The 22,655-nt window shown below is 70.2% G+C and carries 17 protein-coding genes; 11 read left to right on the top strand and 6 right to left on the bottom strand.

Annotated features, from left to right (window positions below):
- Positions 1–30: 30 nt before the first annotated feature.
- Positions 31–1,668: an ABC-F family ATP-binding cassette domain-containing protein gene (locus SH922_RS28940; RefSeq protein ID WP_393060988.1), complete on the bottom strand. Its 1,638-nt coding sequence runs from the start codon at positions 1,666–1,668 to the stop codon at positions 31–33.
- Between the two features lie 141 nt (positions 1,669–1,809).
- Here SH922_RS28940 and SH922_RS28945 point away from each other — a divergent pair, with 141 nt between their 5' ends.
- The 4 genes from SH922_RS28945 (at position 1,810) to SH922_RS28960 (ending at position 4,961) form a co-directional block, all read left to right on the top strand.
- Entirely contained in the window at positions 1,810–2,145 is a 336-nt protein-coding gene (locus SH922_RS28945; protein ID WP_393060990.1) for a phosphopantetheine-binding protein, read from the top strand.
- Position 2,146: 1 nt separating this feature from the next.
- Complete coding sequence (locus SH922_RS28950) at positions 2,147–3,208, top strand: branched-chain amino acid aminotransferase (protein ID WP_393060992.1); 1,062 nt, start codon at positions 2,147–2,149, stop codon at positions 3,206–3,208.
- Between the two features lie 250 nt (positions 3,209–3,458).
- Positions 3,459–4,016, top strand: a complete 558-nt coding sequence (locus tag SH922_RS28955) for a DinB family protein (protein WP_393060994.1) — start codon at positions 3,459–3,461, stop codon at positions 4,014–4,016.
- A 423-nt stretch (positions 4,017–4,439) separates the two neighbouring features.
- Positions 4,440–4,961 carry an NUDIX domain-containing protein gene (locus SH922_RS28960; RefSeq protein ID WP_393060996.1) on the top strand — a complete coding sequence of 174 codons (522 nt, stop codon included), beginning with the start codon at positions 4,440–4,442 and terminating at the stop codon, positions 4,959–4,961.
- Positions 4,962–5,302: 341 nt separating this feature from the next.
- On the opposite strand, the gene SH922_RS28965 is transcribed toward SH922_RS28960, so the two are convergent.
- Entirely contained in the window at positions 5,303–5,920 is a 618-nt protein-coding gene (locus SH922_RS28965) for a YceI family protein (protein ID WP_393060998.1), read from the bottom strand.
- Positions 5,921–6,168: 248 nt separating this feature from the next.
- Between SH922_RS28965 and SH922_RS28970 the strand changes: the two genes are divergently transcribed.
- A complete protein-coding gene (locus SH922_RS28970; protein ID WP_393061000.1) occupies positions 6,169–6,690 on the top strand; it encodes a hypothetical protein in 522 nt (173 codons plus the stop codon).
- Positions 6,691–6,764: 74 nt separating this feature from the next.
- On the opposite strand, the gene SH922_RS28975 is transcribed toward SH922_RS28970, so the two are convergent.
- Genes SH922_RS28975 through SH922_RS28985 form a run of 3 tightly spaced genes read right to left on the bottom strand, consistent with a single transcriptional unit; the run spans position 6,765 to position 10,283 of the window.
- Complete coding sequence (locus SH922_RS28975) at positions 6,765–7,520, bottom strand: copper homeostasis protein CutC (protein ID WP_393061001.1); 756 nt, start codon at positions 7,518–7,520, stop codon at positions 6,765–6,767.
- Positions 7,517–9,040: a M81 family metallopeptidase gene (locus SH922_RS28980; RefSeq protein WP_393061003.1), complete on the bottom strand. Its 1,524-nt coding sequence runs from the start codon at positions 9,038–9,040 to the stop codon at positions 7,517–7,519. Before SH922_RS28980 ends, SH922_RS28975 begins: the two co-directional genes overlap by 4 nt.
- 22 nt (positions 9,041–9,062) lie before the next feature.
- On the bottom strand, positions 9,063–10,283 hold the full coding sequence (locus SH922_RS28985) for an ROK family protein (RefSeq protein ID WP_393061005.1): 1,221 nt from the start codon (positions 10,281–10,283) through the stop codon (positions 9,063–9,065).
- Positions 10,284–10,570: 287 nt separating this feature from the next.
- On the opposite strand from SH922_RS28985, the gene SH922_RS28990 reads away from it, so the two are divergent.
- The 5 genes from SH922_RS28990 to SH922_RS29010 are packed head-to-tail and all read left to right on the top strand — an operon-like array spanning position 10,571 to position 16,929.
- Positions 10,571–12,388, top strand: a complete 1,818-nt coding sequence (locus tag SH922_RS28990; RefSeq protein WP_393061007.1) for a peptide ABC transporter substrate-binding protein — start codon at positions 10,571–10,573, stop codon at positions 12,386–12,388.
- A gap of 50 nt (positions 12,389–12,438) precedes the next feature.
- A complete protein-coding gene (locus SH922_RS28995) occupies positions 12,439–13,398 on the top strand; it encodes an ABC transporter permease (protein WP_393061009.1) in 960 nt (319 codons plus the stop codon).
- Positions 13,395–14,291 carry an ABC transporter permease gene (locus SH922_RS29000; RefSeq protein WP_393061011.1) on the top strand — a complete coding sequence of 299 codons (897 nt, stop codon included), beginning with the start codon at positions 13,395–13,397 and terminating at the stop codon, positions 14,289–14,291. The genes SH922_RS28995 and SH922_RS29000 overlap by 4 nt, the downstream gene beginning before the upstream one ends.
- The gene (locus SH922_RS29005) at positions 14,288–15,997 is read left to right on the top strand and encodes a dipeptide ABC transporter ATP-binding protein (protein WP_393061013.1); all 1,710 of its coding nucleotides are present in this window, start codon (positions 14,288–14,290) and stop codon (positions 15,995–15,997) included. Before SH922_RS29000 ends, SH922_RS29005 begins: the two co-directional genes overlap by 4 nt.
- The gene (locus SH922_RS29010; RefSeq protein ID WP_393061015.1) at positions 15,994–16,929 is read left to right on the top strand and encodes an ROK family protein; all 936 of its coding nucleotides are present in this window, start codon (positions 15,994–15,996) and stop codon (positions 16,927–16,929) included. Before SH922_RS29005 ends, SH922_RS29010 begins: the two co-directional genes overlap by 4 nt.
- A 145-nt stretch (positions 16,930–17,074) precedes the next feature.
- Here the strand turns inward: SH922_RS29010 and SH922_RS29015 are convergent, their stop codons facing one another.
- On the bottom strand, positions 17,075–18,304 hold the full coding sequence (locus tag SH922_RS29015; RefSeq protein WP_393061017.1) for a glycoside hydrolase family 64 protein: 1,230 nt from the start codon (positions 18,302–18,304) through the stop codon (positions 17,075–17,077).
- Positions 18,305–18,652: 348 nt separating this feature from the next.
- Between SH922_RS29015 and SH922_RS29020 the strand changes: the two genes are divergently transcribed.
- Positions 18,653–22,525, top strand: coding sequence for an endo-alpha-N-acetylgalactosaminidase family protein (locus SH922_RS29020; RefSeq protein ID WP_393061019.1), 3,873 nt, complete (start codon positions 18,653–18,655; stop codon positions 22,523–22,525).
- Positions 22,526–22,655 lie beyond the last annotated feature (130 nt).

The raw sequence follows: 22,655 nt of genomic DNA on the forward strand, positions 1-22,655 counted from the left end.
CGGTTTCCGGTCGTGCGCGGGTGAGTCCGGTCAGTCCCGGGCAAGCTGTCCGCGCTCCACGTGCAGTCGGCGGTCCAGCCGTACCGCCTCGAGCATCCGGCGGTCATGGGTGATCAGGAGCAGTGCGCCCGTGTACTCGGCCAGCGCGGACTCCAGCTGCTCGATGGCAGGGAGGTCCAGATGGTTGGTCGGCTCGTCGAGGACCAGCAGATTCACACCGCGGGCCTGGAGCAAGGCCAGTGCGGACCGGGTCCGCTCGCCCGGGGACAGCGTCGCGGCTGCCCGCAGCACATGCTCGCCGCGCAGCCCGAACTTGGCCAGCAGCGTACGGGCGTCGGCAACCGGCATGTCGTCGGCCGCCGCCCGGAACGCGTCCAGCAGCGAGTCGCCCCCCAGGAACAGGCCGCGGACCTGGTCGACCTCGCCGACGACGACGCCGGAACCGAGCGTCGCCGTCCCCGAGTCGAGCGGGATCCGGCCGAGCAGCGCGCCCAGCAGGGTGCTCTTGCCCGCGCCGTTCGGTCCGGTGATCCCGATCCGGTCGGACCACCCGACCTCCAGGTCGAGCGGTCCGAGCATGAACTCGCCGAGCCGGACGACCGCCTCGCGCAGGACCGCCACCGTGCCGCCGGCCCGGGGCGCGGTGCCGATCTCCATGCGCAGCTCCCACTCCTTGCGGGGCTCCTCGACCGCCTCCAGCCGCTCGATCAGCCGTTCGGTCTGGCGCGCCTTGCCGGCCTGGTTCTCCGCGGACTCCGTCCGCTGCCGGCGCCCGATCTTGTTGTTGTCGGTCACCCTGGTACGGGCGGTGCGGACGCCCTGCTCGGCCCAGCCGCGCTGTGTCTGGGCCCGTGCCTCCAGGCCGGACTTGGCCTCGGCGTAGTCCTCGTACCGCGACCGGGCCTGGGTACTGGCCCGGTCGCGCTCCTCCAGGTAGGACGTGTAGCCGCCGCCGTAGTACCCGATGCGGTGCTGCGCCTTGTCCAGCTCCACCACCCGGGTGACCGTCGACGCCAGGAACTGGCGGTCGTGGCTGACGAGGACGGTCCCGGCCCGCAGGCCCGCGACGAATGCCTCCAGGCGCTCCAGCCCGTCCAGATCCAGGTTGTTGGTCGGCTCGTCCAGCAGGAACACGTCGTAGCGCGACAGCAGCAGTGCCGCCAGCCCGGCCCGCGCGGCCTGCCCGCCGGAGAGTCCGGACATGGGGTGATCGAGCGCGACCGCGAGACCGAGGTCCGCGACCACGGCGGCGGCCCGTTCGTCCAGGTCGGCACCGCCCAGGTTGAGCCAGCGGTCCCAGGCGGTGGCGTACGCGTCGTCCGCGCCGTGGGCACCGTCAGTGAGCAACTCGATGGCGCTGTCGAGGTCGGTCTGGGCGGCGGCCACCCCGGTCCTGCGGCCGAGATAGTCGGCCACCGTCTCGCCCGGCCGGGGCTCGGGCTCCTGCGGCAGGTATCCCACGGTCGCGTCCGCCGGGCCGAAGGTCACCGTGCCGTCGTCCGGTTCGTGCTGCCCGGCAAGCGACCGCAGCAGCGTCGACTTGCCCGCGCCGTTGGGCCCGACCAGGCCTACGACATCGCCCGGGGCGACCACCAGATCCAGCCCGGCGAACAGTTCGGTGCCACCGAATCCGACGGCCAGACCCTTCACACCCATGGTAGCTGTCATGCAGTCACGGTAGATGTCCCCAACGGGCGCCGCCTGTAAGGGATTTCCCTGACGACCGACCGCAGCCGGGTACGGGCCTCCCGCTGTTAGCGTGCGGCGCAGAGCGCATCTTCACATAGGCATGGTGGAAACGGAGGCTGCATGTACCCCGCGGAATCTTCCGGGCAGACGCCGGACTCGGAGGACGAGGTGCCCCAGGGCGACATGGAGGAGCTGGTCGCCTCGGTCTGGACCACAGTTCTGGGGGTGAAAGCCGCCTCTCGGTACGACGACTTCTTCCTGCTCGGCGGCAGCTCGATGGGCGCGGTGCGGGTAAGCGCCGACCTCGCCCGACGGCTCGGCTTCACCGTCCCCGCCCGGACGGTCTACGAGAACACCGAACTGGCGGAGCTGGCAGCGCGGTTGACGCAGCTGAGTTCCGCACGGGCCGCCCGCCCGCTAAGGGCTGTCCCGCCTTCACGCCCCTGGGAGCACTGACATGGTTACCACCGCCGAACCCGCCACCGGCCTCCGCAGCACGGCAGTGCGCAACCCCGGCCACGGCGAGTCCTTCACCGATCACATGATCGTCATGGACTGGTCCGAGGAGCGGGGCTGGACCCGGCCCGAGCTGACCGGCCTGCAGAACCTCTCGATCCACCCCGCCATGATCGGCCTGCACTACGGCCAGGTCGCTTTCGAGGGCCTCAAGGCGCATCGGCGCGCGGACGGCGCGATGGGTGTGTGGCGACCCGTCGACCACGCCCTGCGGTTCCAGCGCTCCTGCCGGCGGCTGGCCATGCCCGAACTGTCCGTGGACACCTTCGTCGCCGTGATCGACCAGCTGGTCGGCGTCGACAAGGACGCACTCTCTGACGACCCTTCGCACAGCATCTACCTCCGGCCGCTGATGTTCGCCACCGACACCACGCTGATGCTGGGCCCCTCCCGGACGTACCGGTTCCTGCTGATGGCATTCGTCGCGGGTGGCTTCTTCGGCGACAGCGTCGAGTCGGTCTCGGTGTACGTCAGTCACGACTTCAGCAGGGCGTTCCCGGGGGGCACCGGCGACGTCAAGATCGCCGGAAACTACGCCCCTTCCTTCCTCGCCCAGCGGCAGGCCGAGGCAGCCGGCTGCCGGCAGGTCGTCTGGCTGGACGCCCGCGAACGGCGTTACATCGAGGAGATGGGCGGCATGAACCTCTTCCTCGTACGGGGTGATCGCGTGATCACCCCGCAGCTGACCGGTACGGTCCTTCCCGGTGTCACCCGCGACACCGTCCTCACACTGGCTCGGCGACTCGGCTACGACACCTCCGAGGAGCGGATCTCCCTCGACGACTGGCGCGCTGAATGCGCCTCCGGCGTGGTGACGGAGGTCTTCGCCTGCGGCACCGCCGCAGTCGTCACCCCGGTCGGCCGGGTATGCGACGCCGACGGTGACTTCACGATTGCCGCAACCCGCCCGGGCCCCGTCACCCTGGCCCTCCGCAAGGCCCTGACCGACCTGCACCACGGCCTGGCAGCCGACCCCAACGCCTGGCTGCACCACTGCCGTTGACCGTTGTTCTGCAGGTACCGGGGTGGACCGCTCCGGTCATGGCCCACCGCATGCTCCAGCCGCCTCGGGGTGCGGAGAACGCCCTTCTCGGAGACGGGTCGCAGGCCCCGCTACGGGCCCCCGCGCGACGTCCACGCCGCCTGCGCCCACGGTCGAGGCTTGATCCGTTCCCTTCAGGTCGGGAACTGGCCTATATGACTTCTAGCGTGTTCCTCGACCGGCGGAACAGGAACGACAGAAGGCAGAGATCATGACCGTCAGCGAGAAGACCACCCGCGACGTGGCCGATGCCCCGGCTCTCACCGGCGAGCGCGCCGATCTGCTGGAGATGCTGGCCAAGCACCGGCACTTCCTCCGCTTCACCACTCGTGACCTCACCGACGAGCAGGCCGGGCTGCGCACCACGGTGAGCGAGCTGTGTCTGGGCGGTCTCATCAAGCACGTCACCGGGGCCGAGCGGAGCTGGGCGGGCTTCGTCGTGGACGGCCCGTCGTCCATGCCGGACTTCACCGCGATGACCGAGGCCGACTGGGCCCAGCGAGCCGACGACTTCCGGATGCTGCCCGGCGAGACACTGGCCGGCGTGCTGGCCGACTACGCCGAGGCTGCCCGCAGGACCGACGAACTGATCGCCACCCTGCCCGACCTGGACGCCACCCAGCCGCTGCCCAAGGCTCCGTGGTTCGAGGGTGACGTCCGGTGGTCGGCGCGCCGGGTGCTGATGCACATCATGACCGAGACCGCTCAGCACGCCGGCCACGCCGACATCATCCGGGAGTCGATCGACGGCGCGAAGAGCATGGGCTGATCGCCCGGCGGCGAACACAGGGCGTCGAGAACGCCATGATCTCGTCATCCCGGGCCCGGCACTCTCCCGGAACCAGTCGAACCGGCCGGCCCCTCACGATTCTGACGACAAGCGAATACGCCAAGGCCTTGGGCTGTGCCTGGCGCACGTGGTTTCCGACAAGCGGAATGGACACCGGTGTCTTCCGGGACGGCGGGCTGCCGGAGGGGGCGGCCCGCCGCACTCACTGGGGCAGCCGATGTCGACCTCTCCTCCGAGGAGGAACTCGCGCGACTGCGGGGTGACCATGCCACGCTCGTTCGAGACCGCTGTCAGGGAGGTCCGCGCGCCGGCGCCGCGCTCCTCGAACAGGGCTTTCCACGAGCGTCTCACGCGGTTCCAACCTCGATACGCTCGGCGGCGTGTGCCCCGTAGGCTGCGCGGATGAGCGACGATGCACTGTCACCCCCAGGTGCCGAACCGCCTGCACGAGCCGCCGAACCACGGGTCAGTGCCCGCGCGGTCGTCGTGGATGAGGCGAGTCGGATCCTCCTGATCCGGCACTGTGACAACGGCCGAGAATTCCACGTGCTGCCCGGCGGACGTGTCGAGCCCGGTGAGACGACTGCCGAGGCGGTCGCCCGTGAGGTGCGGGAGGAGACTGGACTGCGGGTCAGTGTCGGCGAGCTGCTCTGGGTCCGCGAGTACTTGCCGGAGCGGCACCCCGGAAATCCGTATCACCGCACCCGACTTCAGCAGCTTCAGGTGTACTTCAAAGCCCAACTGGACTCCGACGCCGCGTTGCCGGCGACGGCGCCGGACCGCACACAGGCGGCCGTTGTCTGGCATCCCCTGGCCACGCTCGCCGAGTTGGTCCTGCTTCCGCTCGGGCTGGAGATTCCGCTCACCGCACTTGGCACCGGACACGCTGAGAATACGCCCGTGTACCTCGGTGACCTGCTCTGATCTTGACGTTCCGCCGGCCCGGCAGCGAAGTCTGAGGGGAAGCGGGGAGAGATCATGCGGCGGATGGTGAAGGACGCCCACGCGGGCGACGCCGCTCGCAAGGCGGCGGACACTGCCCTCGCCGCCCAGCGGGAGGACGCCCTCCACGAAGCGGTGAAACGCTTCCGCTCGGCAGCGGCGACGCCTTCGACAGGGCGCGCTGACCGCGCCGAGCACCCACGCCGTGCCCCTACGCCGAGCGCCCGCCCCGCGTAAAACGCCCGCCCCACGCCGAGCGCCCGCCGTCCTCCCCGGCGGGGGCGGAAGGCGGGCGCGCTCGGTTCGGGGTTCCCCCCCGGGGATCAGGCCTGCGGTGCGGCGGCCTTGATCGCGGAGATGTCGAAGTTCAGCTTGACCTTGTCGCTGACCATCACGCCGCCGGTCTCCAGCGCCGCGTTCCACGTCAGGCCCCAGTCGGAGCGCAGGATGTCCGCGCTGCCCTCGAAGCCGACGCGCTCGTTGCCGTACACATCGGTCGCGGAGCCGTTGAACTCCAGGTCGATGGCGAGCGGGCGGGTGACGTCCTTGATGGTGAGGTCGCCGGTGACCCGGTACTTGTCGCCGCCGAGCTGCTCGGCAGCCGTCGAGCGGAACGTCATGAGGGGGAACTTCTCGGCGTCGAAGAAGTCGCCGCCGACCAGGTGGCCGTCGCGGTCGGCGATGCCGGTGTCCACGCTGGCGATCCTGACGTCGATCGAGGCGGCGGAGTTGGCCGGGTCGCTGCCGTCCAGCTTCAGGCTGCCCTCGTGCTCACCGAAGGAGCCGCGCACATTGGTGACCATCGCGTGACGGACGGTGAAGCCGATGCTGCTGTGGGCCGGGTCGATCGCGTAGTCGCCGGTGAGGGCGGCCAGGGCCGGGTCGACGGCGACGGTGGTGGCGGCGGGGGCGTCGTTGTTCTTGCGGTTGAACAGAGCCATGGCTCCTCCTCGGGGACGTGATCGAGCGGGGCTCGAAGTAGTTGTTTAACCTTCAACGAGATTCACTGTAGACCTATCTTGTTCAAAGTTCAACATCCATGGTCCCGACTGTTACGGAACGGGGTGCGGCAGGGGGCTGAGGGGGGCTCGTATTCACGCGACCGTCACCGTGGGCCCTCTGGCGGACGCGCGTAGAACTCGGGCAGTATCTGAACTACCCGTTTGTCATGCACAGGAGGAGTCCTCACATGGTGTCCCGTATGACGCTGCGCCCCGTCCTGACCGCCCTCGCCCTCGTGCTCGGCGCCCTCTTCGCCCCCGGAATCGGTGTCGTCACCGGTTCGACGGACGCCTACGCCGTCACCAAGCTCACCCACAGCCAGGCGACCGCCAGATTCAGCTCGTCCGGCGTCACCTGGTCGTCCTCCGGCGGCTGCTCCAACCGCAACGTCTCCACCTGCACCTCGTTCGACCAGCTCAACCTGCCGACCGCCCAGGGCGCACAGACCCTCAAGAGCGCCACGGGCTGCGCGCTGAACATCACCGGCGGCACCGAGACCGGGCACGCCAGTGGCACGTACTCGCACTGGAACGGCTACAAGCTCGACTTCGCCAAGACCACCTGTCTCACCAACTACGTCCACGGCGTGTTCAGCTACATCGGTCTGCGCGGTGACGGTGCGCCCCAGTACAAGTCCGGCTCCGGCAACATCTACGCGGACGAGGGCAACCACTGGGACGTGACGTACTACAACTGCGGCGGCTGCTGACAGCTAGCCCGCGCATGACGGCGCCCCCGCCCGTGAAGTGAAGAGCGGGGGCGCCGTCATGCGCGGGGCGGCGGTCAGCCCACCGCCTCCAGCGCCCGTCGCGCCTGAGCGACGACCTCGGGGTCGGTGACGAAGTGCGTGTCCTGCTCGGCCGACGCTCCGCCCGCGCCGAGCGGTATCCAGGTACCGCCGAGCCGGCGCGGCGCGCGGGTCTTGGCGGAGAGGTGGACGGAGGCGACGCCGGCCGAGGCCAGCGCCGGGATATCGGCGGGGCGCATGCCGCCGCCGGCCATCACCTGCACCCCCGGCGCGGCGGTGACCATCGCGGCGATCGCCGCCCGCCCGTCGGCCGCGGCGGGAGCGCCGCCCGAGGTGAGGACCCGGGTCAGACCGAGGGAGGGCAGAAGCGCGGCGGTGGCCACCGGGTCGGCGGACTGGTCGATGGCGCGGTGCAGGGTGACGTCCACCGGGCGGCCCGTGGCGCGGGCAGCCTCGGCGAGGCGGGCGACGCCGACGGTGTCCAGGGCGCCGTCGGCGGTGAGCGCGCCGATGACCACTCCGGCGGCGCCGGAGGCGATGACGGACCGCACTTCGGCGACCATGAGTGCGATCTCCTCCGCGTCATGGACGAAGTCGCCGGGCCGGCACCTGACCAGCACCTGGACCGGCAGCCCTTCTGCTGCGACCGCCTCGACCAGCGCGGCCGACGGGGTCAGGCCGCCCAGCTCCAGCGCGGTGCAGAGCTCGACCCGGTCGGCGCCGTTCTCCCTGGCGGCGCGGGCGCCCGCCGGTGACGTGACGGCGATCTCCAGGGCGGGACGTGCGATCACTCGTCGTCCCCGGTCAGCGGCTGGTCGGAGGCGGGGATGACGCGGGCCGACAGGTCCGGGTCGGCCATCTCGCGGTCGAACGGGAACATCGGGCGGCGGATGCGGTGGTGGCCCAGACGTACCAGGTCCTGGTCCACACCGCCGGGGGTGAGCGCCATCTTCCAGCCGACCGACATGTCGAAGAGTTCGGGCTCCAGGTAGCCGATCTTCACGATCACGATGTCGGCGCCACGCGGGTCGAGGCCGAGGTCGGTGAAGTCGTGTTCGTGGTGGTAGGGCTTGCGGAACTCCGTGAGGATCGCGTACACACTGCCCACCCGGATCACGACCTCGGTCCGGGCGTCGCGGTCGCCGTGCCGGACGGAGTGCACCGTGCCGGTCAGGGTGACCGGGCCCGCGTGCCGGTCGTCGACCTCCGCCCCGGCGGTGACCGTGACGGTGGCGCCGACTCCGGCGGCTACGGCCGTCGCGACGGCGGCCGGTCCCGGCACCGAGGCGTAGATGACGGTCGGGCCGTCGTCGTCCCGGAACTCCGGGCGGGCCAGCAGCCGGGTCAGCCCCCAGGTCATGTCACCGGAACCTCCCGCGGTCGGGTTGTCCCCGGTGTCGCTGATGAAGTACGGCCGCTGGTCGGAGCCCAGGGCCTCGTCCAGGATGCCGTCGAAGGTGCCGGTCGGGGCGACGAAGGCGAAGTCGTCGCGGGCCTTCCAGAAGCCCTGGGCCAGGCGCTCCGCACCGGCGCACACGGCAGCCCGATCGGTGCCGGTGACCACCACCGCGGCGCGGTTGCGGGGTTCGTCGGCCCAGGCGTAGCCGACCCAGATGGCGGCGTCGGTCACGCCGTCCATGGCCTCGACGTCGTCCACCGCCGCGTACACGCTCCTGGCGGGCTCGATCCGGGTGGAGGTCTGCTCGCCGGCCAGCAGCACCGGTACCGGCACCCAGGCCTTGACCGGACGGGGCGCCCCGGAGGCCAGCAGTTCCACCAGGTTGCGGACGGCCCGCTCCTTGGTCTCCATGTGGTCCTCGTGGGGAGCCATCCGGTAACAGGTGATCAGGTCGCTGCCGTGGACGAGTTCGCGAGAGACGTTGCCGTGCAGGTCCATCGAGGTGGAGATGATGACGTCGGGGCCGACGGTGGCGCGGATGCGTTCCAGCAGGACCGCCTCGGCGTCGTCGATGCCCTCCACGGTCATCGCGCCGTGAATGTCGTACCAGAGGCCGTCCGGGCGGGGCAGCGCGGCGAGCCGTTCGATCAGCTCGTCGGTCAGCTCGGTCCAGGCTGCGGCGGTGACGGTGCCGCCCGGCAGCGACTTGCCGACCAGGGCGCCGCGCCAGTCGGCCGCCTCGCGCAGTTCCTCACCGGGGGCCAGGAAGGGGTAGCGGTCCAGCACCTCGGCGCCGCGCGAGGGATGGAAGGCGGCGGCCCGGGTCCGGGCGGGGGAGAAGGTGGAGGACTCGATGCCGAGCCCTGCGATGACGATGACCGGGCGGGATGCTGCGGTGCGGGATTGCGACATGGCTCCTCGTAGGGGTCGGGCGTCAGAGATGGCGGGGGGTGAGAGTGCCGAACCGGTCGGTTCCGCCCACCTCGTGCAGGGCGTGGGTCAGGGCGCGCTGCAGGGCGAACTGCCCGGCGCCGACCAGTCCGGCGTCGGCGCCGAGCCTGGTCCGCTCGATGGTGAGGTGCTCGGTGACGAGCGGGTGGCAGCTCTCGTAGAGCCGGCTGCGCACAGCGGCGACGAACTGTTCCAGGGTGGAGAGGATGCCGCCGAGGTAGACGGCGTCCGGGTTGAAGAAGTTGACGTTGGCGGCCAGCACCTGACCCAGGTAGTCGCCGGCCCTGCGGACCGTGCGGGTGGCCAGCGGATCGCCGTCCAGAGCCAGTCGGGCCACGTCCTCGGTGCTGCTCACATCCACCCCCCGCTCGCGCAGGATGCGGACCAGCGCGGCACCGGACGCCACGGTTTCCAGGCAGCCGGTGTTGCCGCAGGAACAGGGGATATCGGCACCGGCGTCGATCCGGATATGGGTGATGTCCCCGGCGGCGCCGGTCGCGCCGCGGTAGAGACGCCCCTCGGCGATCACACCTGCTCCGATCGCGGATCCGATCTTCACCATGATCGTCTGAGCGTGCCCGTCGAGCCGGACGGTGTGTTCGCCGACCGCCATGCAGTTGGCGTCGTTGTCCACGGCCGCCGGGACTCCGAAGCGCTCCTCCAGCCAGGCGGCGACCGGAAAGCGGTTCCAGCCGGGCATCCGCGACGGCCGGACGACCGACCCCGAGGCGATGTCCACGGGTCCGGGCAGCGAGACCCCGACCCCGCGCAGGCGGCCGGGCCCGCGCTGTTCGGCCAGCGCTTCCAGGGCCTCGGCCAGCCGGGGCAGGGCCGCCTCGGGCCCGTCGGCGATCAGGAAGGGGACGGTCGAGACGTCGGTCAGGCCGCCGCCCGGAAGCACCACGCCGATCCTGGCGTGCCGCCCGCCGAGGTCGGCGGCGACGGCGAACTCGTCACGGCTCCCGATCCTCAGCGCTTTGCGGGGACGCCCACCGGTGGAGGAGTGGGTGCCCTCCTCGGCGACCAGGCCGCGCTCCACCAGGTGTCCCACGGCGAGGGAGACGGTGGAGGCGGCGGCCCCGAGGCGTTCGGCGAGTTCGGCACGTGACGTCGCCTCGCCCGATGCGATGAGTTCCAGGACACGCACGGCGAGGGACGGGGTCCCTTTCGTGGCCTTGCGGTCCCACGCACTTATTCCAGTCATGTACAAAGTTACTTCCGCAACGGGGTATGTGGCGAAGACGATACGCCCGCACTTCGCACAGGGGAACAGCTTCATGAAGGAAGTGCGTCACCCGTAAAATCCCTTATATCACCCCAAAGTGCCGCAAGTTGTCGGGAGGAATGGGGCGAGATGACTTTCGTCGAAAGTGCAGTAACTTACTTGTTATTAATTCTTGTTTGTTTCTTCGGCAATGGCGGCGTTAGCTGTCGTGAACGCAGCGCCGACCCCCCTGAGCGGCTGCGGGCCCTTTCACTCCGAGGAGAGTCATGATCCTTACCCGCACGGCGAACAGCCGCCGCTGGGCCCTCGCCGCGGGCGTCGCCACCACGGCGGCCGTTCTGCTGTCCGGCTGTTCCGGCGGCGGCACGACCTCGTCCGGCTCCAGCTCGTCGGACAGCATCAACTACGCGCTGCCGGCGAACTTCACGCCGAACTGGATCCTCCCGGTCGGCACTGCCGCTCACCTGAACACCAACAACTCCTCGATATCCCAGTCCCTCTGGGAGCCGCTGATCGCGTACGACGGCTCCACCGGCAAGGTCGGCTGGAACAAGGACAACTCGCTGGCCACCGGCGCCGACTTCGCGAAGGACAGCAAGAGCGTCACGATCACCCTCGGCGACCGGCACTGGAGCGACGGCGAGCAGATCACCTCGCGCGATGTGCAGTTCTGGTTCAACCTGGTCAAGGCGAACAGGGAGGACTGGGCCAGCTACAGCCCGGGCAAGGCGCCGGACAACTGGACCTCGCTGAAGATCGTGGACGACACGCACTTCACCATCACGTTCGACAAGGCGTACAACACGCAGTGGATGCTCGCCAACGAGCTGAGCATGATCCGCCCGATGCCGCAGCACGTCTGGGACAAGACCAGTGACGCGGGCAAGGTATCGGACCTCGACCTCACCACCGAGGGCGCCAAGAAGGTCTGGACGTACCTCAACACGGCCGCCAAGAAGATCTCCGGTTACGCCACCGACCCGCTCTGGAAGACGGTCAGCGGCCCGTACACCATCAAGTCGTTCTCGACTGCCGGCAAGGTGCAGCTGTCGGCCAACGCCAAGTACGACGGCGGCGGCAAGGCCAACATCAAGACGGTGAACCTGCTGCCGTTCACCACCACGGACGCCGAGGAGAACGCACTCCGGGCAGGCACGGTCGACTACGGCTACATCAACGCCACGAACCTCAGCCAGGAAGCGTCCTTCACCGCCAAGGGCTACACCCTCAAGCCGTGGGCCGGCTGGGCGATCACGTACATGCCCTACAACTTCAACAACCCCACCATGGGCCCCGTCTTCAAGCAGCTCTACGCCCGCCAGGCGATCCAGATGTCGGTGGATCAGACGACCCTCTCCAAGGTGATCTTCAACGGGACCGCCGTCTCCACCTACGGACCCGTCCCGCAGGGCCAGACCTCCTCCTTCGTCTCCTCGGAGCAGAAGAACAACCCGTACCCCTTCTCCACCACCAAGGCGAAGAAGCTGCTCACCGACCACGGCTGGACCGAGCAGGGCGGCACCATGGTCTGCACCGACCCGGGCAGCGGCGACGACCAGTGCGGCGCCGGGGTGGACAAGGGCACGAAGTTCCAGATGCAGGTGCTGTCGCAGTCCGGCTCGACCGTGACCGACAACCTGATGAGCGCGCTCCAGTCGTCCTTCGCCAAGTCCGGCATCGGCTTCAGCATCAAGACCGCACCGGTCAACTCGGTTCTCTCGCAGGCCGGTCAGTGCAACGCCGACGAGTCCGGCTGCAAGTGGCAGCTGTCCTTCTTCGGCAGCGCGGGCAGCTGGTACTTCCCGGCCTACCCGAGCGGTGACTCACTCTTCGCCACCGGCGGCGGCTCCAACTTCGGCAGCTACTCCAACGCCGCCGTGGACAAGCTGATCAGCGAGACCACCACCGACTCCTCCTCCGCCGCCATGCAGAAGTACAGCGCGGCCCTGGCCGAGGACCTTCCGGTGGTCTGGCTGCCGGAACCCGACTACCAGGTCTCCGTGGTCAAGAGCGGCCTCGGCGGCTTCGCCCAGGACTCGCTCGCCAACTTCCACCCCGCCATGTGGAAGTGGACCAACAAGTGAGCCCGGTCGCCGACCACGCGCATCACTGAGCCGAAGCGACCGGAAAACACATGAGCACTTCCTCGTACCTCATCAGGCGGGTCCTCCAGGCCGTCGTGGTGATCGTCATCGTGACGATCGTGGTCTTCGGTCTGCTGCACGCCCTGCCCGGGGGTCCCGCACGCGGGATCCTCGGCCCGCAGGCCACCGCGCAGCAGATCACGTCCTTCAACCACGAACAGGGCCTCGACAAGCCGCTGCCCGTGCAGTACTTCTACTACCTGAACCAGCTGTTGCACGGTGACCTCGGGACCTCGTACACCCTCAACGAGCCGGTGTCCCAACTCATCACCGAACGGCTGCCGAAGACACTGCTGCTCACCATCCTGTCGGCGATCGTCGGCCTGGTGCTGGCGATCCCGCTGGGCATGTGGCAGGCCATGCGTCGCAACAAGCCGGCGGACTACGTCATCACCACGCTGAGCTTCATCGCCTACTCCACGCCCGTGTACTTCCTCGGGCTGATTCTGGTGCTGGTGTTCAGCCAGGTGCTGCCGTGGTTCCCCTCCCAGGCACCGCAAGGCGACACACTCGCCCAGGTGTTCTCCGAACCGCAGGCACTGGTCCTGCCGGTGGTCGCGGGCGCAGCCTCGATGATCGCGGTGTTCAGCCGCTACATGCGGGCGGCCACCCTGGAGAACCTCTCCGAGGACTACGTCAGGACCGCGCGGGCCGGCGGTTCCCGCTCCCGCGCCATCCTGTGGCGGCATGTGTTCCGCAACTCGCTGACGCCGGTGGTCGCCATGCTCGGGTACTACGTGCCAGTGCTGTTCGGCGGTGCGCTGGTGGTCGAGCAGCTCTTCAACTACCCCGGTATGGGCCTGCTCTTCTGGACCGCCGCACAGTCCTCCGACTACCCGGTGCTCCTGGGCTGTGTGCTCGTCATCGCGGTCGCCACGGTGACCGGCACGCTCCTCGCCGACATCGTCCAGCGCGTCATCGACCCCCGAGTGAAGGCAGGCCGGGCATGAGTGCCGTCATCCAGCCGGGCCAGGTGCCCGGCACGGCCACCGCCGTCACGGCGTCCGGCTCCCGCCTCGCCGTCCGGCGCTTCCGCCGCAACAGGCTCGCCGTCGTCGGGCTCGGTGTCGTGGCCGTCTTCTTCCTGTTCTGTTTCGTCGGTCCGCTGGTGTACTCCACCGACCAGACCCACACGATGCTCCAGCAGGTCAACCTCTCGCCCAGCGGCTCGCACTGGCTGGGCACCGACGCCGTCGGCCACGACGTGCTGGGCCGGCTCATGTACGGCGGCAAGGTGTCGCTGATCGTCGGTCTCGCCGCAGGTGTCCTGGCCACCGTCATCGGCACCCTGTGGGGCGCCGTCGCCGGCTACGCGGGCGGCTGGGTCGACGCGGTCATGATGCGGGTCGTGGACGCGGGGATCGCCATCCCGGCGCTCTTCATCCTGCTGGTGGTCTCGGCCATCACCACCCCGGACCTGACGGGACTGATCGTCATCCTGGGCTTCGTCTCCTGGCTGGTGCCGTCGCGGCTGATCAGGGCGGAGACGCTGAGTCTGAAGAACCGCGACTACGTGTTGACGCTCCGGGCGATCGGCGGGACGCACGGCCGGGCGATCATCCGGCACATCCTGCCGAACTCGGTCTCGACCATCATCGTCGCCGCCACCTTCCAGATCGCCGACGCCATCCTGCTCGTCGCCTACGTCTCCTACCTGGGCCTGGGCGTCCAGCCGCCGGCCACCGACTGGGGCGGCATGCTGTCGGCCGGTCTCACCGCCGCCTACTCCGGCTACTGGTGGCTCATCATTCCGCCCGGCCTGGCCATCATCCTGGTGGTGTGGGCGTTCAACGCGATCGGGGACGGGCTCCGCGACGCATTCGACGTGAGGGGACGCGGATGACCGTCACCAAGAGCCCCGCCGCACCGCAGGCCGGGCCGATTCTCGAACTCGACGACCTCGGCGTCGTCTTCACCACCGAGACCGGTGAGGTGCCGGCCGTCCGGGGTGTCTCCCTGCACGTCGAACCCGGCGAGACGCTCGCCCTCGTCGGCGAGTCGGGCTCCGGCAAGTCCACCATCGCGCTGGCCGCGATGGGCCTGCTGACCGGCAACGCCCGTGCCACCGGCAGCGCCCTCATCGCGGGCACCCAGGTGGTCGGCGCCCGTGAGAGCGACCTCGCGTCGCTGCGCGGCCGGACCGCCTCCATGGTGTTCCAGGAGCCGGCCACGGCGCTGGATCCGCTGACCCGGGTCGGCAGGCAGATCGCCGAGGTGATTCGCAACCACCGCGAGATATCCGCCAAGGACGCCGCCGCCGAGGCCGTCGGACTCCTCCGCAAGGTCGGCATACCCGAACCGGAGAAGCGGGCTGCCGCCTACCCCTTCCAGCTCTCCGGCGGGCAGCGCCAGCGCGTGGTCATCGCGATGGCCATCGCCAACAACCCCGCCCTGCTGATCGCCGACGAGCCGACCACCGCGCTGGACGTCACGGTGCAGGCCGAGATCCTCGACCTGCTGCGCCGGCTCGCCGCCGAGACCGGCACCGGTGTCCTGCTGGTCACCCACAACATGGGCGTCGTCGCCGACTTCGCCGACCGGGTCGCCGTGATGTACCGCGGCGAGATCGTGGAGACCGGACCGGTCGAGGACGTGCTCCTGCGCCCGTCCCACGAGTACACCCGCCGCCTGCTGGCCGCCGTCCCCCGGCTGTCGGTGGCCGAGGCGGGCCAGGCGGCCCCGGCCGCCTCCGCCGTGGACCAGGGCACCGAGCCGGTGGCCGAACTCCGCGACGTCTCCGTGGTCTTCGGCCGCGGCAAGAACGCCGTGCGGGCCCTGGACGGCGTCTCCCTCGCCGTGCACGCCGGTCAGACCCTGGGGCTGGTGGGCGAGTCGGGTTCCGGCAAGTCCACCGCGTCCAGGGTCGCGCTCGGCCTGATCGCGCCGAGTTCCGGCACGGTCTCCCTGTTCGGCACCGACCTGGGGCGCACCCGGTCCCGGGCCCGCCGGGCGCTGCGGGCCGGCATCGGCGTGGTCCTCCAGGACCCGGTCGCGTCGCTGGACGCCCGGATGACGGTCGGCGAGTGCGTCGCCGAGCCGCTCAGGGTCCACCGCCGGGGCCTCTCCGCCAAGGACCGCCGGAGCAAGGTGGCCGCCATCCTCGACCGCGTCCGGCTGCCGCGCGAACTCGCCGACCGGGCGCCCCGGGAGCTGTCCGGCGGTCAGCGCCAGCGGGTCAGCCTGGCCCGCGCGCTGGTCCTGGAGCCCCGTCTGCTGGTCGCCGACGAGCCCACCAGCGCACTGGACGTGAGCGTGCAGCAGGCGGTACTCGAAGTGATTTCCGAGCTCCAGGACGAGTTGGGCTTCGCCTGCCTCTTCGTCTCCCACGACCTGGCCGTCGTCCAGCACTTCGCGCAGCGCGTCGTGGTGCTGCGGGGCGGCCGGATCCAGGAGCAGGGCCCCACCGGGGCGACCCTCCTGCACCCGGAGACCGACTACACGCGCGGCCTGCTGGCCGCCGTACCGGTGCCCGACCCGGTGATCCAGCGCGGCCGCAGGGCCGAGCGCCTGGCCGCCCTCACGGCCGGCCGGACGGAGGTCCAGGCATGAACCCGTACGACCGCAGGCTCTTCGCCGGCGTGGACATCGGCGGCACCACCACGCAGGTGGTCCTGTGCGACGACGGCCTGAACGTCCTGAACCGAGCCGGGACGGTGACCCCGGCGGCTCACGGCGGCCCGGACATGATCCGCGCGGCCCTGGACACGCTGGCCCCGCTGCTGGAGCGCACCCCCGGCCGGCTCGCCGGGTGCGGGGTCGGCGCCGCCGGCGTCGTGGACTCCGCCACCGGTCACATCCTGGTGGCCAGCGACTCCTTCACCGGCTGGGCCGGCTTCGGGGTGACGGACGCCGTCGAGGACGCGCTGGGAGTCCCGGCCTTCCTGGACAACGACGTCAACGCCTTCCTGTACGGGGAGACGTCGGGCGGCGCGGTCCGGGACGAGCCGGACGTACTCGGGATCACTCTCGGCACCGGGGTCGGTGGCGCGTTGTGGAGCGGTGGCACGCTGTTCACCGGCCCGCACGGCGCGGCCGGCGAGATCGGGCACATCCCCGGCTTCGGTGACCTGCTCTGCTCGTGCGGCGGGCGGGGGCATCTGGAGACCCTGGCCTCCGGCCGCTCCATCGGTGCCCGCTACGCGGAGCGCACCGGCCGGCGGGTGACCGCCCGAGAGGTCGCGGGGGAGGCGGAGCGCGGTGACGAGGACGCCCTCGCGGTGTACCGGGCCGCCGGTGCCGGCATCGCACGGGCGATCGTGATGACGGCGGGCGTCGTCGACATCACGACGGTGGTCGTGGGCGGCGGGGTCAGCCACGCGTGGCCGCTGCTGAGCCCGATCATCCTCGCGTCGTTGGACGCCGATCCGCCGGTGAGCGGTCACCCCGTGCGGCTGGTCAGGTCGGGCCTGGGCGCCGACGCCGTACCGGTCGGTGCCGCGGCACGGGCACGGCAGGAACTCGCGGTGGGTTCCCCGGGCTGATACCGCCCGGCGCACGGGAGAGGCATCGGGTCCCCCGCTCCGGTTCCGGGAAACCGGTTCCGGGGCGGTTCGGGCCCTGACACGGGTGTGCCCCCGTCCTGGAACCCACGGACGGGGGCACACCCGGTTCCGGGCCCGAACGGGGTCAGGACCCCACGGTCACCGTGAATCGCCGCGGGTTGCCGTCGTTCGCGGCGCCCGAGACGTCGGGCTCCCCGTCGGGGCGTACGTCGTCGTACGGGAAGGCGTAGCCGATCGGGCTGTTGGCGTGGACGATGCGCGACCAGTGGTTGGTCACCGCGCCCTGGTAGTAGTCGGCCACCGTGGTGCCGTTCGGCTGGTCGGGGTGGCTGAGCATGATCGAGCGGTTGAAGCCGGCCGCGAGCCGGGCCAGCAGGCCCTTCTTGTCGTCGGAGTCCGCCGGGTTGTTGGTGAACGGCCCGTGGTTGCAGGTGAAGATGTCCTTGGAGACGGGCTTGGTGAACGTGTGCCCGCCGTTGAAGGTCAGGGTGTCGCCGCTGACCCGCCCGGTGAAGACGCCACGCCCGCCCTGGAGGTCGATCCGCAGATCGGTCGAGCGGTACTTCTGCCAGACCTCGTCGATCTGCGCGGTGAACAGATCGCGGAACGGCATCTGGTCCGGCCGGTCGAAGAACGGGGCCATCAGGTTCTGCGGCGAGATGACCCGCAGCACGCTGCCGTCCGAGCCGCGCGTGACCAGCTGGTCCCACGGCTGCCCGTCGGCGGCGGCCTGGGCGGTGAGGCCGTCGGCGATCTTCTGCACGGCGCCGTCGGGGAGCGGGGCCACCGTGTGCGTGGTGTCACCCTCCAGCTTCAGGCCGATCGGCAGTGCCGTCACCAGGTCGACGTAGCTGATGTTCGCGTACAGCTGCTGCGGGTTGAAGGTGAACTCGCAGAACGACCAGGTGCGCCCGTAGTTCGCGTCCGTGGACGTGGCGAACGCCGGCTCGACCAGCGCCGGGCCCGGGTTGAGGTAGAAGTCCAGGGTGTCGTCGCGGACGAAGTAGACCCGGGCGCCGTACATCTGCGGCAGCGTGAGGACGACCGGTGCGCCGCCCGCCGCGTTCAGCGGGATGGCGCAGTCGACCGGCAGCGGGGTCTGCGGGGCCGCGGGGGAGTCGGGGCGGTAGACGCTGCCGTCAGCCCGCAGCAGCACCCAGCGGTCGGTGCCCTGCTCGTGGCCGGTGACGTAGGCGTTGACCCGGCCGGGCAGGGACTTGTTCTCCAGGGCCAGTTCGCAGGTCGCGGCGGCAGCCGACGCGCTCGGGCTCAGCGCGCTTCCCCAGAGGGGATAGGTGAGTGCGGTCGCGGAGGCGGCGACGCCACCGGTGAGGAACATTCTGCGCGAAATCATGAGGCGACTCCGGGTGTGTGGGGGGTCGCGGACGGGGTGGTCGTGCGAGGAGGTGGAACGGAGGCGTCCGCGGTGCGCACCACTCTCGCGACGGCCGGGTTGGGCGTCAAGACTTGTGACTGAGAGCGCTCTCAAAAAAAAGAAGTCTTCACAACTCGACGCTGCTCGGCGGTATTTGGCGGGGCGTGCAGCGAACTCTCCGGATCCGCTTGATCAGGAACTGAACACGGCCACCGCGATGACCTGCGCGTCCCCACTTGGACTTACGCGGCACGGTTGTTGGACTGGAGGGGCCCTCGGGGCCGTACGTCGTTGACGGTGTCCCGACACGGCGACTACGCAGAGCACATGTCGCCAAGATTTACTTCGGTGGGCGCCGCAGCCGCCGCCTCAGCAGCCGTCCTGGCTCTGGTGGGGACCGCCCTCCCCGCCTCAGCCGCCGCCCCCGCCCCAGCCGCGGCCGAGTCCGCCGTTCCGGCGGACGCCTCCGTCATCGGATCGGCGCAGCTCGCCGTCGCCGTCGCCGACGACTTCCCGCGCGTCCTCACGTACACCGACCGGGCCACCGGGGACCAGCTGGCCGGCAGCACCCGGCCGGTCACCGCCGTCACCCTCAACGGCACCGCGCACCCGGTGCAGCTCAAGGGCGCGCCCGAGATCACGGCATCGGCCGCCCGCTACACACTCGTCTTCGCCGATCTGCCCGGTGTCGAGATCGACGCCTCGCTCTCCGTCTCCGGACGCGCCACCACCTTCAAGGTGACCGCCGTCCGCGACACCGAGGCGTTCCGGGTCGGCACGATCGACATCCCGGGCCACGACCTCGTCTCCGTCGCGAGCACCGACACCGGGGCCGCCACCGCCTTCACGAAGCTCGACCCCGACTCGACGAGGACCGCCGACGTCTTCGCGAAGGTCAGCGGCGACACCAAGGCCGACGCGGCCCCCGTCGGGGCCTCGTACGCGATCGTCAACACCGGATCGCTTGCGGCCGCGGTCGAGTCCAACTCCTCGTACGACAAGCCCTCCGGGGCCACCGGCGGCGACGACGCCCGCTTCTGGCACCAGGCCCGCAAGGCCGACGACGGTTCCACCCGGGTCGGTGTCTGGTCGGGCCAGTGGACCTACCGCGGCGACGGCGCACCGCAGCCGGAGAGCGGCGACAACCTGCCCTGGGCGAAGGTCGTCGTCACGCCCGACGCCAACGGGGACAAGGCCGTCGACTGGCAGGACGGCGCCGTCGCCTTCCGTTCCATCGGTGTGGTCGCCCCGGGCAGCAAGGACACCGCGGACCGGGTCGTCACCCACATCCCGTTCAACTTCGCCAGCCAGGCCACCCACCCCTTCCTGCGCACCCTCGACGACGTCAAGCGGATCTCGCTGTCCACGGACGGCCTCGGCCAGCTGGCGCTGCTCAAGGGGTACGCCTCCGAGGGCCACGACTCCGCCCACCCCGACTACGGCGGCAACTACAACAAGCGCGCCGGCGGGCTGAAGGACCTCAACGAACTCCTGAAGGACGGCAAGAAGTGGGGTGCCACCTTCGGCGTCCACATCAACGACACCGAGGCCTACCCGGAGGCGAAGGCCTTCGACGAGAACCTCGTCGACAAGACGAAGCCCGGCTGGAACTGGCTCAACCAGAGCTACTACATAGACCAGCGCAGGGACGTCAACAGCGGCGACCTGGCCCGCCGCATCCAGCAGCTGCGCGACGAGACCGACAAGAACCTCAGCCTGCTGTACTTCGACGTCTATTACACCCACGGCTGGATCCCGGACAAGACCCTCCAGGACGTGCAGAAGCAGGGCTGGAACGTCGCGACCGAGTGGGCCGACAAGTTCGAGCGCGGCTCGCTGTGGTCGCACTGGGCCAACGACCTCGACTACGGCGGCGCCACCAACAAGGGCCTCAACTCGCAGATCATCCGGTTCATCCGCAACGACGAGAAGGACGTCTGGAACAACGACCCGGTGCTCGGCCAGACCGCCATCGACGAGTTCGAGGGCTGGACCGGTGAGACCGACTGGAACTCCTTCTACGCCAACATCTGGCAGCGCAACCTGCCCGCCAAGTACCTCCAGCAGCAGAAGATCACCCGCTGGAGCGGCAACGACATCACCTTCACGGGCGGGGTGAGCGGCACGGTCGAGGACGGGAAGCGGACCTTCTACGACCACGGCCGCAAGGTGCTCAGCGGCACGGACTACCTGCTCCCGTGGGACGGCGGCAAGAAGCTGTACCACTACAGCAAGTCCGGCGGCACGAGCAGCTGGGCGGTGCCCTCCACGGGGACGTACACGGTCTACAGGCTCACCGACAACGGCCGGGTCAAGACCGGCACCGTCCGGCCCGTCGACGGGAAGATCACGCTGACGGCCGAGGCCGGGCAGCCGTACGTCCTCTACCCGGACAAGGCGCCGAAGGCCGCCGACGCCAAGTGGGGCGAGGGCACCCTCGTCGACGACCCCGGGTTCAACGACGACAAGCTGACCGCCTGGTCGAAGACCGGCACCGCCGCCCGCGACACCGACGACCAGGGCCGCAACAGCGCGAAGCTCTCCGGCACCGGCACCGCCGCGCTCTCCCAGCGCGTCGACGGGCTGAAGCCCGGCGCGCGCTACACCGCATCCGCCCTCATCGAGGTCCAGCCCGGCAGGACCCGGCACACCACGCTGTCGGCCGGCGGGAAGTCCGTCGCCGTGGACCGCTCCACCGCCAAGGACTACGTCGCCGCTTCCGACTGGCACGACACGTACTTCCAGCGCGCGAAGGTGAACTTCACCGCCCCGGCCGACGGGCGCACCACCCTGCGCATCGAGGCCGCCGGAGGCAGCGCGGCGACCGTTCGCGCCGATGACGTGCGCATCGTCGCCAACGCCCCGGCGACCAGGAAGAACACCGTCGTGTACGAGGACTTCGAGGACGTCGACCAGGGCTGGGGCCCCTTCCTCAAGGGTGACGCGGGCGGCTCCACCGACCCCCGCACCAGCGTCTCCCAGCTGCACGCCCCGTACACCCAGGCAGGCTGGAACGGGAAGCTCATCGACGACGTGCTCGGCGGCAAGGAGTCCCTCAAGGCCCACGAGGAGAACACCGGACTCGTCTACCGGACCGCCCCCTGGACCGTCCCGATGACCGACGGCCACCGCTACAAGGTCGAGTACGACTACCAGTCCAGCCACGCCGGCGCCTACGAGTGGGTCGACGGCTACGACCGGATCACCGCGGACGGCGCACCCGACTCGGTCGAGACCCGGACCACCGCGATCGGCGCCCAGCACACCACCGCTCACTTCACCGAGACCGTCACCGCGGGCTGCGGCGACACCTGGACCGGGCTGCGCAAGCGCGGCGACGCCCCCGACGGCGCCGACTTCTCCCTCGACGGCTTCACCGTGACCGACCTGGGCGCCGCCCCGGCCGGTGAGCAGGCCGCCTGCGGCACGCTCACCCTCGACCCGGCCGCCGAGACCCTGGAGCCGGGCACGGCCAACACCGTGAAGGCGAACTTCACCAACTACGAGGCCACCGCCGCCACCGCGGTCTCGGTGAACCTCACACTCCCCGAGGGCTGGAAGGCCGAGCCCGCGGGCGCCGTCACCTTCGACTCGGTCGCGGCCGGCGCGAAGGTCACCGCGAGCTGGCAGGTCACCCCGCCGGTGGACGCCAAGTACCAGGCATACCCGCTGAGTTCCGAGGCCACGTACACGGTCGGCGGCGCGCAGCGGACACTCGGCGCGCAGACGTCCGTACGGACCCTGCCGCCGCCGCCCACCACGGACAGCTGGGCCAGTGACCTGGACTGGACGGCCTCCGAGAACGGCTGGGGACCGGTCGAGCGCGACCTCTCCAACGGCGAGACCGGCACCGGCGACGGCACCGCGCTGACCATCGGCTCCACGGTGTACGAGAAGGGCCTCGGCAGCCACGCACCGGCGAAGGTCCGCTACTACCTGGGCGGGAAGTGCACCTCCTTCACCGCCGAGGTGGGCGTGGACGACGTGCAGAAGAGCGCCGGCAGCGTGCAGTTCTCCGTGACGGCCGACGCCACCGAGAAGGTGAAGTCGCCGGTCCTCAAGGCCGCCGACACCGCCTGGTCGCTGACGGCGGACGTCACCGGCGCGAAGTACGTCGAGCTGATCGCCGGTGACGGCGGCGACGGCAACGGCAACGACCACGCCGACTGGGGCAGCGCCCGCTTCCACTGCGGGAGCTGAACGGCTCCATGACGGAAGGGGGGGCGGGGCCGCTGTCGGCCTCGCCCCCCCTTCCCGCACGCACATCCACGTGTTAGACCAACCCCCGTCCGGTCTAAACCACTTGCCCACCGGAGGTAGTCCCGTGTCA

The sequence above is a fragment of the Streptomyces sp. LN549 genome (genome assembly GCF_043203805.1).
Classification (GTDB): domain Bacteria; phylum Actinomycetota; class Actinomycetes; order Streptomycetales; family Streptomycetaceae; genus Streptomyces.

Coding starts and splice junctions, on each gene's coding strand:
- SH922_RS28940 (WP_393060988.1), bottom strand. CDS start 1,668: ATGACAGCTACCATGGGTGTGAAGGGTCTGGCCGTCGGATTCGGTGGC.
- SH922_RS28945 (WP_393060990.1), top strand. CDS start 1,810: ATGTACCCCGCGGAATCTTCCGGGCAGACGCCGGACTCGGAGGACGAG.
- SH922_RS28950 (WP_393060992.1), top strand. CDS start 2,147: ATGGTTACCACCGCCGAACCCGCCACCGGCCTCCGCAGCACGGCAGTG.
- SH922_RS28955 (WP_393060994.1), top strand. CDS start 3,459: ATGACCGTCAGCGAGAAGACCACCCGCGACGTGGCCGATGCCCCGGCT.
- SH922_RS28960 (WP_393060996.1), top strand. CDS start 4,440: ATGAGCGACGATGCACTGTCACCCCCAGGTGCCGAACCGCCTGCACGA.
- SH922_RS28965 (WP_393060998.1), bottom strand. CDS start 5,920: ATGGCTCTGTTCAACCGCAAGAACAACGACGCCCCCGCCGCCACCACC.
- SH922_RS28970 (WP_393061000.1), top strand. CDS start 6,169: ATGGTGTCCCGTATGACGCTGCGCCCCGTCCTGACCGCCCTCGCCCTC.
- SH922_RS28980 (WP_393061003.1), bottom strand. CDS start 9,040: ATGTCGCAATCCCGCACCGCAGCATCCCGCCCGGTCATCGTCATCGCA.
- SH922_RS28985 (WP_393061005.1), bottom strand. CDS start 10,283: ATGACTGGAATAAGTGCGTGGGACCGCAAGGCCACGAAAGGGACCCCG.
- SH922_RS28990 (WP_393061007.1), top strand. CDS start 10,571: ATGATCCTTACCCGCACGGCGAACAGCCGCCGCTGGGCCCTCGCCGCG.
- SH922_RS28995 (WP_393061009.1), top strand. CDS start 12,439: ATGAGCACTTCCTCGTACCTCATCAGGCGGGTCCTCCAGGCCGTCGTG.
- SH922_RS29000 (WP_393061011.1), top strand. CDS start 13,395: ATGAGTGCCGTCATCCAGCCGGGCCAGGTGCCCGGCACGGCCACCGCC.
- SH922_RS29005 (WP_393061013.1), top strand. CDS start 14,288: ATGACCGTCACCAAGAGCCCCGCCGCACCGCAGGCCGGGCCGATTCTC.
- SH922_RS29010 (WP_393061015.1), top strand. CDS start 15,994: ATGAACCCGTACGACCGCAGGCTCTTCGCCGGCGTGGACATCGGCGGC.
- SH922_RS29015 (WP_393061017.1), bottom strand. CDS start 18,304: ATGATTTCGCGCAGAATGTTCCTCACCGGTGGCGTCGCCGCCTCCGCG.
- SH922_RS29020 (WP_393061019.1), top strand. CDS start 18,653: ATGTCGCCAAGATTTACTTCGGTGGGCGCCGCAGCCGCCGCCTCAGCA.